Consider the following 15455-nt stretch of genomic DNA (forward strand, 5'->3'; position numbering starts at 1 on the left):
TGGCAGCTTAGCTTTTATATTGCTCCATCAGGTACATGATCTTTACTTCATCGGCCAAATCTCCAAAGGGTTCTAACGGATTCTCTTGAATGATATGATATAAACGCTGGACTCTTTCCTTTGGCAGTTTGCGTACATATCTGGAAATGAAAGCGGCATGGGTGACTACGTAGCGCTTTTTACGGACAGCTGCACTGGCTACGCGGACGAGAATATCTTCGCCCCCTGCCAATTCCAGAATACGGCGCTCATAAAAGACTACGTATCGGAATGTCCGGTCCTTGATCAGCTCACGATTGAGTCTGGCAATCTCTCCGATATATCTGACCATAAGCGGCTCGAAGCTCTTGATCAGGAGAGGATCGAGCGTTAATTCCATGTCTTTGCGGAGAACAAAAGATTGCAGCAGGGCGACCTGCTGGAGCCTTATCCGATCATTGTGAATGAGTACAGCCATCTCACGCAGCATTTCATAGGAGACACGCTCACTGAGCTGCCGCAGGGCAACCGCGTTTTTATGATTAACGTTTAGTCCTTCCTGGATCTGCCCTATACGACCTCTGAACAGACGTATAAGCTGCCTACGCTGTTCATAAGGATAAATACCCTGCTGTAGAAGCACCAAGGGCAGCAGAAGAAGCGCACCGACGATACCGCACAAAAGCATTTGTTGTGGCGAGTGGCCGAAAAAGACAGTAGCGGCCAGCAATATGACACTGACAGCAAGGTCTTTACGAAAATAACGTTTGGCTCTGAGTCTGGCATATTGCTCTACAGGAACTAGTGTATCCCGACCACATGATGTGCACTTTTCTTCCCAAAGGGCGGTAAATTGCCCACAACGCTTGCAGACTCTTAGCTTTTGGAAGGCGTGCTCTGTGCGGGTAAATGGGCGAAATTGTACAGCTTGTTTGGAACTATTCATTGCGCTCACTTCTCCGGTTCAGCAGTGCCAGAAGCTCGGTGTCGATTTGTGTAATCGACGGGGCGCGTTTTTTATGTATATAGTAAATTAGTGATTTGATGGCGACAAAAAGAAACATAATCGCCAGACATCCGTATGAGATCATAGTGTACTTCCTCTTTCTGCTTGGATTTTTACTTCAATATTTTACATGGGCGGGTTTCGCTACTGTCATTTTTGTCGTATAAAGGAGAAGGCTGGTGCCCGATTGCCCTTGTTGGGGTATAATTATATCATTACTGCAGGATATTGGTAAAATCACGCGGTATAACAGGCTTTTTGGTTGGATTCAGACCATTCGGGCAGTATTTTCAGCTGGCGCTCATGTAAAACTCATTATAATTTAATAGTAGGGGAGTACAACTGTAATTTAGAATGAGAATTAACCGGCAAAGGGGTACAAGCGATGTTTAGTAGAGACAGAAAATGGTTTTTGGTCATCGGAATCATATGTACAATGATCATGACCTCGATTTTGGCATGGCAGCCACAGATGGCGAATGCCGCTTCACCCTCTGCTTCTAAGGTGGATGCGGTACTGGTCGTCGATGTAAGTAATTCAATGAACACCAGTGATCCTGGGAAAATTGGCAATGAAGCCATGAAAATGTTCATTGATATGCTGTCGACGCAAAATGACAAGGTCGGGATTGTAGCGTATACGGATGTCGTACAGCGCGAGAAAGCCTTGCTTAATATTACATCCGAAGCGGATAAGCAGGAACTGAAGACGTTTATTGACGGACTGAACCGGGGGGCGTATACTGACACCTCCGTGGGTGTCAAGGAAGCGATCCGCATTTTGCAAGATGGTAAAACAGCTGGACATGCGCCTATGATCGTCATGCTGGCCGACGGTAACAACGATTTTAATAAGACGACAGGCAGAACCGAAAGCCAATCCGATCAGGATATGGCACAGGCTGTAGCCGAGGCTAAAAATAGCGGTGTTCCGATCTACACCATCGGGTTGAATGCAGATGGGAAGCTGAATAAAAACAAGCTCGCCGACATAGCGCAGCAAACGGGCGGCAAGTCCTTTATTACAAGCTCAGCGGATGACTTGCCGAACATTTTGAGTGAAATTTTCGCCAGCAATTTGAAGTTGAAAGTGGTGCCTTTGCAGTCCATTACGGCAAACGGCGACTATCAGGACGTAACGGTAACCGTACCGAACGATAGTGTGCTGGAGGCTAACATTTCGATCATGTCCTCGAAACCGGTGGATGCGAGACTGATAGACCCGTCGGGCAACACCAAGCCGATTCCTTCGAGCGATGTGCTGCTGTCCAAGTCCAAAAGCTACTCGCTGATTAAACTGCTCAAGCCTGTGGCTGGTGACTGGAAGCTCCAAGTCAAGGGAGTCCAGCAGGATCAGATTGATATTAATCTGGTGTTTAACTATGATCTGGAGCTAAAAATGGACGCACCGTCCGCCAAATCATACAAGAAAGGCGATGCGGTTCAAATTCGTTCCTACCTGACGAGCAATAGCCAGCAACTTCAGGATCAGGAATTGTATGCAAATATGAATGCTGTTCTGAAGGTCAAGGATCTGGATTCCGGTACAACGAATGAGGTGCCGTTAACCAATGCAGGGGATTCTTTTACCGGTTCCTATACGATTCCAGATGAGCATGACTACGAACTAACCGTTAGAGCAGAGGAGAAGAGCTTCTACCGTGAAACACAGCCTGTAACCATCAGTGCTAAAGCAGGGGCGACGAGCGGTACGAATACAGGCACAACTCAGCCAACAACACCTGCTGAAAAGTCCAAGCTAATGCCACTCATTCTTTTAGGGCTGGGACTGCTCATTCTGCTGGTTGCCGCATATTTCATCTGGAAGGCTGTCAAAAAGGCCAACCGTGGCTTTGTCGGTCAAATCGTACTGGAAATCCGGGATGAGAACACTGGCGAAAAAACGTATCCACAATACAAGAAGCTGAACACCTTCCGGGGCAAATTTAATCTGCACCAGTTGCTGCAACTGGCACCGGAATTTGCTGGAACCGACAAGGTCGTGTTCACACCAGCCAATCAGGATCGTATCATTGTGCACAGTACCCCCGAGATTACGATTGAGAAATCCGGACGGGCTGTAGACACAGGCAACGGTCTTGAACTCAAAAACGGTGATCGTCTGACCATCCCGTTAGCCAGTGTGGACAAAACCATTTTACTGGAATTTATTTCAGTAAACAGCTAAACGAACCCTTAGGAGGTCATATCTATGAAACCAGTAGTTAGAGAGCATATCCAACAATTAGACGTATCACTCGGCGGGGGGATCGTAAGCGATAAGATCAGAGTTGATACTATTGATAATCCTATTTTAATTATCGGACTCGGAGGCACGGGAATTGATGCCCTTCTCCGCTTGAAATATCAAATTAACCGCAGATTCAAGCTTCCAGCAGATCCGATCTCCAAGAAAAAGAGCGATAAACCGGACAATGTGGAATTTCTCGCTTTTGAAACGAATGAACAAGACCGCAACAAAAAATACAAGGGGATTGGTTTGGACCCCATCAATGAGTTTGTACTGCTATCTAATGCGGAAATCGGCGGATTGCTGCAAAACCGCAGCATTCTAGAGCCGTACATTACCGATTGGCTGTCTCCAGAGCTGAGCATTACAGATGGTATGAACGGGGCGGCAGGGGTACGTCAGGCAGGACGATTGCTGTTGTTCACCAAAATCAATCAGGTCGTACAAAGCATTGACAAAAAAATCAAAACCTTGTCTGAAGGCACCAACAAGAAGCTTATGGTGTTCTTGCTGTCCGGTTTGTCCGGCGGTACAGGAAGCGGTACTTTCCTCGACATCTCATATATCGTCCGAGGAATTATTGAGCGTGACTATGGCTCTGCAGGTGTAGACCGTGTAAATACATTAGGTTATCTGTTTACACCGGATATTAATTTAGCGAACAAAAGCCTGAGCGAGCATACACGTGAATATATTAAAAAGAACGGCTATGCTGCACTGAAAGAGCTGGACTATTGGATGAATGTAGACAGCCGTGGTGAACGCTTTAAGCAGCAGTACGGAAATATTTTGACCGTGAACTCGCCGCTTCCGCCGTTTAATCTGTGTCATCTCATTTCGGCCACGAATACGGAAGGCAAGCTGTTGGAAAATGCTTATGATTACTGCATGAATGTCACCGCCGAGAACATCACCAACTTTATGGCGAGTGAGGAAAAACAGTCGGGCGAAGAGTTTGCCATTCATGATTATATCAGCAATATCCGTACCAACATCGCACAAATGAATAAGGCCTATCCGGCAAACTACGATTACAATATTATCGGGGCTTCCTCGGCGGTACTGCCAATGGAGGAAATGACGACATATCTGGCCTATCGAATGTTTGGCAAAATGTCCAAAATGTTTGAGCAATCGCCAAATCAAGAGGATGTAGAGAAGTTTGCCCGCAAGCTGGGCGTGGATTTGGATAGCATGATCAAAAACTTTGAATCCCGTGTACCTGAGCCGCTTCCGGGCTTTGAAAACAGTGAACGGTTAAGTTATAGCAATGTTGTTAAAATGCAAGTTGTCAATATGGACACCGAGCTGGAGCAAACGTTCCTGACGCGTGCCCGCGAAGAGTATATCAAAGCGAAGAAACAGCTTCCTGGCGAAATTACAGGACAGTTTACGGACCAAATCCGCCGGATGTTTCTGCATCCTGAGCAAGGGCCGTTTTATGTATCCCGCATGATTTATACTGAAAAAGGATTTAGCTTGCTGAAAATGCTGCTTTCATATGTTGAGACGTTGCGTGAATCACTGCACCGTATTCCAACGGACATTGAATGGGCACGTGAGCAGGCGAACGAAAAGCTGGGCGATGCCAAGAGCGCGTTTGTGTCCAAGGATAAAAAGAAAAATGCGTACATTGAAGCGAAAATTAATGAATATTGGCTGCGGGCTGATGTGGAACGTACAGAGCAGCTCATTGAATTTTATGAAGACCTGTATGACCTGTTGAACAAGGAAAATAGCCGCATTTATAATGTATTTACTGAAATTTTGAACGCATTGAGCGCAATTTTCGAGAAGAATGGCGATCTGCTGATTAACGGCGAGGAACAGTCCGATCACAAAGGTAACAAAACGTACTATTGGAATCTGGTAAGTGTACCGGATATTTCTGAAGTTGTGACCAAGCTGCTGGATAACCGCAACGGTGACGATTTGATTCGTGATTTTGCCCAAGAATTGCTCGAAAATTCAGATCAATGGGTGAAGGATCAGGATATGGACATCATCAGCTCAATCTCCAATTTCTTGACTGATAAGTTCGGTGATCTCATTACCCGTTCCATGGAGGATTTCCTCGTCATGAAATACGGGCAAGATGAAGCCATTGAAAAATTTGTGGAGCGCTACATTGCGAGCAAACTGGATGAGGAAGCTGTACCTGTGTTCCATCTGAGCAATAGCTCTGGCAACTTGTACTTCCCGTCATGGGGATTCGTTTCAGTACCTGTACAGTCGCCTAATATCCTGAAAGGCGTTCGCAATTATCAAAATAATGCAATTGGCAAATCACACTTTACTATTAAAGAGAGTGAAGTTCGTAATCGGATTTTCTGGCTGAATACGCGTAATGGTGTTCCTCTGTTTGTATATACGCCGCTCAAAGTGTATGAAGAAAGCTATGAAAAAACGATTCTTGACCGCGAAGGTATTGGCCGTCATCTGGTGCAAACAGGTCAGAACAATTGGACTAATCTGCCGTCGCCGATTCCTGAAAAGTCATGGGGCGAAACTTACGTCAATTCGCGTGTGCAAGCTTACAATGCCCGCATTCGTAATGATTTTGACCGTGCCAAGTCACTTGGCGTGATTCGGGAAAAGGATGTCGATCAGAATACGAGCAGCCGCTTCACTGTAATCCGTTCACATGCGCTAGATCTGAATGCGATGCTGGCAGGCTACGATATGCGCTTGCAGGAATCCAAGCCGAATTTGGGTGAGGTAAAAAGAGCATGGTCTGAGTTGAAACGTCTGCTGGCTGAAGGGCTGGAGCAGGCCGGAAGCAAGGACATCTTTGGCAGCATCAATGAAGAAATGGCGAAGGAAAACCTGATCCGTTCACCAGAGTTAACACAGGTGGTTCGTGAAGAACTGGCGAAATATACACAAATTGAAGCGAAAGCCGCTGAACTGGAAGCTTTGCTGGGCAAATATCAGGATGAAGAAAAATGGCTGGATCAGTTCATTCAGGCACTCTATACGGACACGATTACGAAAAAAGGTGCTTTGTACGTCTATGATCGCGACGAAGAGGAAGAGGCTTGGGAGCCGTTTGCCAATGTCATGAAGAGCCGTAATTATGTGGAGTTTGAAGTGTTTACAAACTTCCGTGGTTTGGAAGAAAAGAAATTTGCTGTTCTAATGCGCAAGGCGGATCGCCGTGATGCTGTATTGACTTCATCTGAGGATATTACACCATTGCTGGCGAAGCTGGATGAATTGGCTGCAACTTACACAGAGGCCCGCAATCAATTGGAATATGAAAAGGTGGAGCTGGCTAACGGAGCGGAACTTTATGCATTCTATGCTCAAATGGCTGGAAAATTAAACGACATCCGCAGAAAGTTGAAGTAAAGTATGAGAGAGCAGCTGTTACGTTATGCGGCTGACTATGCAGCCGCAGAGGACCAATTAATCGGAAGCGGGGATGGACGCAGTAGCATCCATTTCCCGTCCGTGTTTCTTTTTATCGGTGATCGCATGAACCCAGTGATGAACACCATTGCAGATATCAACCGGACCAAGTGGGATAACAGCACGGGAGTAACGTATATTCAGATCCGCTCGCAGGAAGAACATGCGGCTGTAGATCGTTCGGTGGATGCTATTGTTCATACGATAGCGGTACCGGAGGAAAGTGGCCACCAAACGATACGCCGTGACTTGCACCAGGCTTTTTATACACATGAATCGCAGCTAATTGAGCTTAACACCGCGTTGCGCCGGGCTAGTGGACATCTGGCAGATTACGGTCGGTTGTATTCTTCGTTCGAGCGTGTCCATTTGTCGATTTTGACGACAGCGGATGACCCCATGAACGTATTAATCCCTGAAATTACGCTGTTGGCGGAGTATATTTTTGCGCAGTCTTTTAAATCGGTACAAATGGATCTGTATGTGTTGGTGAATGAAAGTGATCAGGCTGTCCAATTCGGCTACAGTAGTGCAACGTCCGTTGCTTTCATGCGGGAGCTGGACTATATCCAGAGTCCAGAGTATACGTTTACGGCACCGCTTCATATGACCGAGGACAAATTGACCATTCCAGTATCCCATGCTCCATCACCGTTGTTCGATCTCGTCTATGTGCTGTCCGACAAGAACGAACGCGGCGTAACGGTGCCGAATAGCCTGCGGGAAAGCTGTGACATCATTTGCCACATTCAGCTTCTTAAAAACCGCTATCAGGCAGGAGATTCCTATCGGTCACAGGATGGGGGATACAACAATACATCGTTTAAAAACAACATCATGACGGAATCCGGGCGGCAGGGTTATGTGTCGGCTGGATTTTCCCGAGTCAACCGCCCTAACCAGTCAATCGCGCTCACGGTGCTGTATCACTTTTATGTAAAGCTGCTAGAGCGTATGAGAACAGAGCAGGAGTGGGACATACGCGATAAGCTGAATTATTTTGGTTTAGATGCTGCTGAGCGCGGTCGCACGCGAAATGATCTAGTTCCTGGTAATGAGGCGATCACGGACATGAGTGCACTGATGACCAGCGGAGCCAGCTACGGCTCGTTGAAGCGAATGACATTACGTGAGGCGGAGGAAGCCTTGTTTGGTCAGGGCTGCGAAGCCTTTTTCCGCGATAACTGTGAACGGATTGTGCACAAACGGTTGGGAGATTTTCAGGCGGAATCAGGTCTGCAATTGGCTGTGAATGCAGCTTCCAAGGAATATCCTGAAATCGGCTTATTCGAGTTGACAGACTGGACGGATGAAAATAAAACAGGGAATGTGCTTACGGCCATTCGGGGACTGATTCGGGATACGTCCAATGACTTGCAGATTAGTACCGCTGAACTGGACACCCTGTATAGCGGTCAGGTGGAGGACCAGCCTTTTCAACGACTGCCACTCATGGATAAGCATAATGTGCGCAGCTTGATCCGTTACCTGACCGAGACGGTTTACGGGCACAAGCTGCACATGCTGCGAATTCAAGCGGATTTGGAGTTACTTCGCCGCTATGAACTGGCACTAGAAAAATGGCATGCACAAGCGAAGCATATTACAGTACAACTTTCCAGCCTGGAGCGTGAATTACATCAAGCTGCAACGGACAGTATTCGGCAGGCCGACAGTTACACAGGTCAAAACCTGTTCGAGTATTACGAGCGTGTGACGGAGGATGTCATGCGTGAGCTGGAAAGCAAGCGGGGAAAATCTATATTCTTTGATACCCGGCATATGGGGCCTGTATCCGGATTGCTGGACGGGGGCCTGTCCGCATTGGTGGATCGACTTACGCAGACCTGTCGCACCTTGATTCTCAGTTCGCAGCCGTTTAATCAGACCTTCGAAGAAGAATTATTGCGGCGTGCGAATGTAGCTGCTGCATATGAAAATCGGCTGGTCGTTCCGAAGGATGAGCTGTTTAAAAAACTGTATCAAACGTTAGAGGAACATGGTGGAATTAACGTACGTTTGCTCGACTATACCCATGAGCATCGGTATGAAGAAAAGTACTTCTTTGGTGACTACGAAGGCGAATTTCTTCCTTATGCGATGGATGTGGACATTACTTCGCGTATTTACAAGCTGGGTTTTGTACATGAGCGTCGCAGCAGCGGGGTGGAAAAGCTGCATTTGATGGGCGGCTTCCATCTGGAGGATCTGATGGTTTACCGCAACGGCAAAACGTATTATGAGACATATACTGCGAATGGTTTCGTGTTTCACGGAATCGACGTGGACCGGTTGCCGGAATTGCGGTAGCCACATATTAATCCTACTTTAATGATGGAAGGAAGCAACGATTCTTATGAAGCAGCGTAAATTTAACGTTCTCCTATTGCTGTTCGGCTTGCTGGGCGCTGTAGTAGGCTTCATCTTGGGAGAGCTTATTCTTCACAAATTGATAGGGCACTGGCCGCATATCGTCGTGATTGGGCTGTATTTTGGCATCATGGCACTGTGCATTGGCCTAGGTTGTCTGATCGGCGAATTAATTTCGCCACAGTTAAATGGGCATTCATGGCGGCAGCGCTACTCCGGGTTATCCTGGAAGTTACTGGTGCCTGCTACGCTGGTGATGTTGTTCGTGGCAGGTCTGCTATTGGAGTTGGGCTATCAGGTTAACCCTGAAGGGCGCAAGAGCGTACAGGACCTCGTGCTTGTGATTGATAATTCCGGGAGTATGCAGCAAACAGATCCTGATAATGAACGCCTAACGGCTGCCAAGAGTCTGATTGGCCAAATGGATGGAGACAAGCGGGTAGCCATTGTTTCATTTGAATCTGCTGCGCAGTTGGTTCAGCCATTTACTCCCATTGGCACAGATGCAGAGAAGCAAGCGGTTTATTCCAAAATCGATAGTATGCAGACTATAATGTCAGGCGGTACAGAGATCGGGCTTGCTTTGGACGAGACGATCAAGGAGATTGAAACCCAAGGTAATGCAGAAAAAGGTTCTCTCGTTATTATGCTCTCTGATGGCTTTAGCGATCTGGATACCCAGACAGCATTGGCTCCTTATATCGCCCGCCAGATTCCGATTAATACGATCGGGCTGAAACTGGCAGAGTCGGATGGTATAGCCTTATTGCAAAATATTGCTGACCTAACAGGCGGAACTTATTCTAATGTAGCCAATGCCCAAGGACTTACTCAGGCGTTCGGAAAAATATATAACAAAATCGGTGATCGCACACTGGTAACGGAGCGAACAGGTGAGTATGCCGACAGTCTGTATTTTGCCATTTATCGCGTAACGGCTCTAGTCATTATCGGAGCTCTATTGGGATTAGCTCTTGGGCTGATGTTCGATAACCGTTTTCTGGCTCGGAATTTTGCGATTGGAGGAGTCCCGGCAGGCTTGCTCGCTGGCTTTATTTTGGAAAAGGGATTATCTGGATCGCCTATAGGCGACTTGATGATTCGTTTGGTGGCAGCGCTCATACTGGCAGCCCTTATTGCTGTCTTTTCGCTTGTTCTGCCGATTGCGGAAAATACTCGCCGATCTTCCGGTGGAGGAAGTCAGGGTGCGCCGTCAGGACGCCGGAGAGGGGCACCGGAAGCCCCGACGCGCAATCGACGCAGCAGTGGATTTTAGAACGGGAGGCTGGAACTTATGCAGTATAGGGAAGCACAGCCCGGTGATCCTATTATTTCGGAGCTGAGCCACAAAATTGATGACAACCGGGTTGTGTTACGCTGGCAGTGGCCTGAGGGCGCAGCCGTGGTATATATTGCGAAACAATCAGCCGATGCAGGTGTGAATGGGCAAAATGAAGGTGAAGTTTTACCGCCTTTTTCAAGCCTAAAACTTTTTACACGCGAGGAGTATAAGGCTGCTGGCAGCTATCGTGACCGAATTGAAGGCATTGGACGCGTGCGGTATACCGTATATCCGGCTGTTCGGGAGGGTGGAGACACTTACGTGATCCGTCAGCAAGACGGAGCCAATCAACTGGAGTTGAGCACGGGGAGGGCTAAAATCAGATATGCAGTTCACCATAAAAAAAGCTGGTTTCGCAGCCGCAAAACCGTCCAGATTCAGGTGACAGCCGAAGTTCCTGTCCCGCAGGAGGCGCTTTGCTACGTGAAGAAGCGCGGGGGCTATCCGGCAGATCGGGACGATGGAACCTTGTATCCGTTCACGGCACCTTTTGCCGCGGGACGGAATGTTTTACCCGCTGTTGAAGTGGGGGGAGATGAATATGTGCGGCTGTTTTTTACGGACGGCCAGAAATATGGCACGGTATATGAATTAGTCCCTGAATGAAAGGAGGCCGCAACCGATGAGTTTTCTTAGCAATTTATTCAGAAGAAAGCCACAGGCAGCGCCAAGGCCGTTATTTTATGATATTGTGTGCCCTTATTGCTTTAGTAAATTCTCCCCGGAGGAAGTGGTATTCCGTGCTTCTCATCACCGTGAAGATGACGAGGACTACGCTTTGGGTGAAGATGAGCTGTTGAACAAATATCGGGAGCGTTTTGGTTTGGACAGTGTGCATGATATGGAGGCGATTTTGCATCCCCATGATGTCCCTGAGGAACATCGATTGTATTCTGATCATGTACTGACAGGACTGACGGACCGTTATGGCGAGCTGACGCGTCACCGACTGTGCCCGCACTGCCATAACGAGCTGCCCGTGACCGCGGGTAAGGTGCCTAGCAATATCATTTCGATCATTGGAGCTTCGCAGGCGGGGAAATCTGTTTATATGACCTCCCTGATTCACACGTTGCAGCATGTTACGGCCGATCATTTTGACGCGGCTTGCATGCCGCTCAATGCAGAGATCAGCCGAAAGTTCCGCACCATGTATGAGGAACCCCTATTTGAACGAGGGGATCTGCTTACATCGACACAAAAAGAAAAGATGCAGGAGCCTTTTATCTTCCAGTTTGTATTTAAGGATGAGGAAAAGCCGCCACTGACGCTGGTATTTTTTGATGTCGCCGGTGAGGGAATGGTAGATCAGGACTATCTGGGACTGCATGGACAGCATATTAAAAATTCTGCAGGTATTCTCTTTATGGTCGATCCACTGCAAATCCGCTCTATTCGGGAGCGCATTAAGATTAACCTTGGCGATAAACCGGGTGAATGGGTCTCGCAATATGATGAACCGCGTGATGTCGTACTTACGATGTTCGGTGATTTTATCGCTTATCAGGAAAAAGGGAAAACGGACATTCCGACCGCTGTCGTCCTGACCAAAAGTGATATGCTTACTGCGTTGGCAGATGAAGAAGGCACATACATCAAGACGAACAGCAATATTTTTAATCCGATGGAGCATCGCAAATATATGGATTTGGATGAGTTCGCGAACATTGATGGCGAAGTTCGACGCTTCATCGAAAAGGTGGATAAGCCGTTCAAGGGTACGATGGATGTATATTTTACGGATACGGCCTATTTCGCGGTTTCCGCGCTGGGTAGCAATCCGGTGGAGCAAAAGCTGCAAGGGTTGGTTAGTCCGATCCGTGTGGATGAGCCATTCATTTGGCTGCTTTATAAGTTGAAGTACATTGAGGGGAGAGAATCACAGTGAGTTATTCTACCTCTCATTTAATACAACAGCAGATGTACACACGGGAACGGCGTGGTATTTTCCGTTCTACGGAAGGCTTTGATACAGTGGCTAATTCCAAAGGATTGGATGCTTCTTTTATTAAAAAGGTGCTCCATCCCTTATGTGTATATGATGCGCCTGCTGCTTTGACGGCGCGTGGTGAGAAACAGGAAAGCGTCTATCCGGAAGCCATGCATCTGGTACGGACGGAGTCCGGGGATGTAGTGCTTGGCCGCAGTATTTATAAGGCCGCGGATTTTACTGGGCTGCGGAGCGCCTTTTTCACGCACAACTATGTGATTCCAGCCGGACATGGTGAATCTCCGTCTGACTATAAGCAGTGGCTGAACACATCCTTTGTTGATACCTATGATATTGAGCAGGGAACGGATTTGCCGGAATTGGAGCGTCTACCGGGTGGAAGTGTATTTCCGGCTGTTGACCCGTCTACAGTGCTGGCTCAATTGCAGCTGAGCGAAGAAGTGTTCAAACAGCTTTTATACGCAGTCATGATGTCCGCAGCAGGTCGCAAAAAGGTATATGTAGCGCTGAATGTTCCTGTAGAAGCGGTCGGATCTTCAGCCAAGCAGCTACTGGGTGTGCTGTATGCGGCACTGCCTTATGCATTTCGTAACAGACTCGGATTTCTTACATATGCACAGGAACCGAACAGCAGAAAAGGCATTCACTTGATGTTCGTTGAGCCTTTTAGTTTGCGTCCCGGTGATCGGAATGTGGAAAAGGACTTTGTATTTGACCTGTCTAACCATAGTCGAATACTTAATGTGGATGCAGAGCAGGTGAGACAGCCGTATTTTGACTGGATTGTCCGTACGTTGCTGAATGGTGAGACGCCGGACGATTTCTTCAAATTTGCCGAGCAAATGCTGACGGGCATGGAGGCCGGGCGTGATTTGACGCCATCCAGCTATCATGAGCTCATTACGTTGTACAGAATTGAGCAGGGAGAGCGGGCATTATACAACGAACAACGAATCGCTGTATTACGAAGCTTGACTGATTATTTATCGCCACCCGATTCACTGCCACGTAAAATGAGGCTGAATGATCTGTTTCTATCGTTTTTTGATCATGAATTTGATCGTGTGAAGGATGGATATATTCCAGATGTAGGTCTAGTCGATAGTTTCAAGGACTATTATAAAGTTCATGCACGCAGCAGCGAAAATCGGTTGGTGGAATATTTAATCCGTTCGCTAAACAATGCTTATACTGCCAGAAATACGGAAGCAGTCACGTATATTTATCATACGATTGAAGAGAATCCATCATTAGGCAAGGCATATTTTACGAAAGTGTTGGGTAATCCAGCACTTACAAAAATGCTGTTCATTCCCTACATGGACAGTCAGATGAAAAGAACACCGGATGCCAAGGGACTGCTGGCTGTTGTGCACGAATGGGGCAGTCGGTATATCGAAGTGTCGGCGAATGCCGATTTTCAGCTTTTGGCAGAGTCTGCGCTGATGGGCAGACTGCGTGCCGAAAGAAAACCAGTAGAGGCTGTGGCTGCCATTCACCAACGCTTGCGTCAATGGGACAGCAGCTCTGCCGTAGGCAAACTGTCCCCGCTGGAGCAATCTGGATTGACAGAGCGCTTGCAGGAAGCGTCGGATCGGTATTTACTTACCGAAGTAGAGCTAAAAGAAATATCACCCGATCAGGTCGTACAGATTCCATTTTTTACCCGGCCCGATTTGGTGCAGTGGGTTGGAAAGCTGCCTGCTCCTCTCAAGGGACAAGCAGTGCGATTGATTGCGGCTTATGATTGGTTTAATACGGAGGAACCGGAACCGTCGGTGCTGGACGGCCTGGAGCCTGGCGAAGTAGAAAAGGTACAGGATTGGGCTTATGGCTGGCTGCCCCAGCAGCTTGCGGAAGGCTATTTTGCCCGTCTGTTGCCTGCTTTCTATCGTTCTGACGGGCCGGGAGAAGGAATATTGGACTACGCTCGCCTAGTCAGTTCGATCCGCAAATGGGCGAAGGATAACGATACGATGTATCGCTTTATCCGATGGTCAGAGGAACACCCCGAGTTTGCTACTCCACGTGGCGGTTTCGAACCGGCGTATCGACGTGCGCTACTTCTATTCTTCCAAAAGGAAGGACGAGAGGGACTGCATAAAAAAACGCTGTGGCGTCAATATTTTGAACCTGCAAAGCCTGCTTTTAAAAATTTCTATTTGGCAGCAAAGCGGGAGACGGACACGCCGTTGGTCAAAACACTTCGTCGTTTCCGTAAAGGTGGGGTGATTTCCGGGATTGTGCTGATTGTCATTGCAGGTACGCTAGGCGGCCTTAAAGCAACCGGGGTGATCGGATCTGGTGACACACCTGCGCCTGTTGCTGCTCCGAAGCCTGTACAACAGCCTGTAGAGCCTACAGTGCCCGTAAAAGAGGAGCCTACGGCGATAGTGACACATGTGCCTAATACCAAGTCCACTACGAAAATGGTCAAGCTGTTGTTTGCGTTTCAGACATCGACAGAGCAGGCAGAATTTAAGCCGAAGAAGCTCGTCATTGTCGGGGCGGATCAACAGGAGCACTTATACGAAAATTTTACGCTTGCTGAACAGAACGACAAGGAAGCAGCCAGTAAAGCGAACATTGATCCATCTGGGGACGTAAACACTGGGAACGCCACTACAAAAAGCACAACAGCAGATGGACAATCCACGGATATTGGTTCCACAGCTCGTGGTGGTACATCCAGTGGAAAAAGCGGCGATCAGTCTGGAGCAGTGACAGACAATACGGACGGAGGCTCGACTTCAGAGATTTCTACTGAGGGTAGTGGTAATGGAACCAACACAGACACTGACGCACCATCGGAGTATGATCTGAAGAAGTATCCTTATCGTACGCTGTTGACCATTTGGCAACGGCTGGAGCTGAATGATGCTAGTACGGTTACCGTTGATGGAGAAGAATATCCGCTAGTTCAAGTGAAAACTGCGGAATAAGCAACTATAAAACAGAAATGAATGATGAATGAAGTAAAAGACGGGTTTCCTTCAAGGACTCGTCTTTTATTATGACTATATTTCCATAAAGGATGAATTCGTAATTTGAAATTCACCTTATCTAGTAAAACATCATTTTACGAAAGTATTGACACCAAGTAGGCAGCTGATTAAAATTAGTTGGAATTCAAACTATTAAAATT

9 protein-coding genes are annotated in these 15455 nt (G+C 47.5%); 7 read left to right on the plus strand and 2 right to left on the minus strand.

Features of this window, described 5'->3' with window-relative positions; genetic code table 11:
• Window positions 1-7: 7 nt before the first annotated feature.
• Together KAI36_RS11205 and KAI36_RS11210 are read right to left on the minus strand one after the other, a co-directional pair.
• The gene (locus KAI36_RS11205) at window positions 8-925 is read right to left on the minus strand and encodes a hypothetical protein (protein ID WP_025724186.1); all 918 of its coding nucleotides are present in this window, start codon (window positions 923-925) and stop codon (window positions 8-10) included.
• Entirely contained in the window at window positions 918-1070 is a 153-nt protein-coding gene (locus KAI36_RS11210; protein WP_023988385.1) for a hypothetical protein, read from the minus strand. Before KAI36_RS11210 ends, KAI36_RS11205 begins: the two co-directional genes overlap by 8 nt.
• A gap of 300 nt (window positions 1071-1370) precedes the next feature.
• Here KAI36_RS11210 and KAI36_RS11215 point away from each other — a divergent pair, with 300 nt between their 5' ends.
• From KAI36_RS11215 to KAI36_RS11245, 7 genes are read left to right on the plus strand one after another with little or no spacing between them, the layout of a single operon-like run.
• Complete coding sequence (locus tag KAI36_RS11215; protein WP_220027752.1) at window positions 1371-3173, plus strand: vWA domain-containing protein; 1803 nt, start codon at window positions 1371-1373, stop codon at window positions 3171-3173.
• 24 nt (window positions 3174-3197) lie between these two features.
• Window positions 3198-6587 (plus strand): tubulin-like doman-containing protein, encoded by a 3390-nt coding sequence (locus KAI36_RS11220; protein ID WP_220027753.1) that lies wholly within the window; start codon window positions 3198-3200, stop codon window positions 6585-6587.
• 3 nt (window positions 6588-6590) lie between these two features.
• Window positions 6591-8957: a transcription initiation factor TFIID gene (locus tag KAI36_RS11225; RefSeq protein ID WP_220027754.1), complete on the plus strand. Its 2367-nt coding sequence runs from the start codon at window positions 6591-6593 to the stop codon at window positions 8955-8957.
• 46 nt (window positions 8958-9003) lie between these two features.
• The gene (locus KAI36_RS11230) at window positions 9004-10293 is read left to right on the plus strand and encodes a vWA domain-containing protein (protein WP_220027755.1); all 1290 of its coding nucleotides are present in this window, start codon (window positions 9004-9006) and stop codon (window positions 10291-10293) included.
• 18 nt (window positions 10294-10311) lie between these two features.
• Window positions 10312-10965 (plus strand): hypothetical protein, encoded by a 654-nt coding sequence (locus KAI36_RS11235; RefSeq protein WP_053325328.1) that lies wholly within the window; start codon window positions 10312-10314, stop codon window positions 10963-10965.
• 16 nt (window positions 10966-10981) lie between these two features.
• The gene (locus tag KAI36_RS11240; RefSeq protein ID WP_023988391.1) at window positions 10982-12247 is read left to right on the plus strand and encodes a TRAFAC clade GTPase domain-containing protein; all 1266 of its coding nucleotides are present in this window, start codon (window positions 10982-10984) and stop codon (window positions 12245-12247) included.
• Complete coding sequence (locus KAI36_RS11245) at window positions 12244-15252, plus strand: GAP1-N2 domain-containing protein (RefSeq protein ID WP_220027756.1); 3009 nt, start codon at window positions 12244-12246, stop codon at window positions 15250-15252. Before KAI36_RS11240 ends, KAI36_RS11245 begins: the two co-directional genes overlap by 4 nt.
• The last annotated feature ends 203 nt before the right edge of the window (window positions 15253-15455 follow it).

It is taken from the genome of Paenibacillus sp. S02, assembly GCF_019454065.1.
GTDB classification, from domain to species: Bacteria; Bacillota; Bacilli; order Paenibacillales; family Paenibacillaceae; genus Paenibacillus; species Paenibacillus polymyxa_B.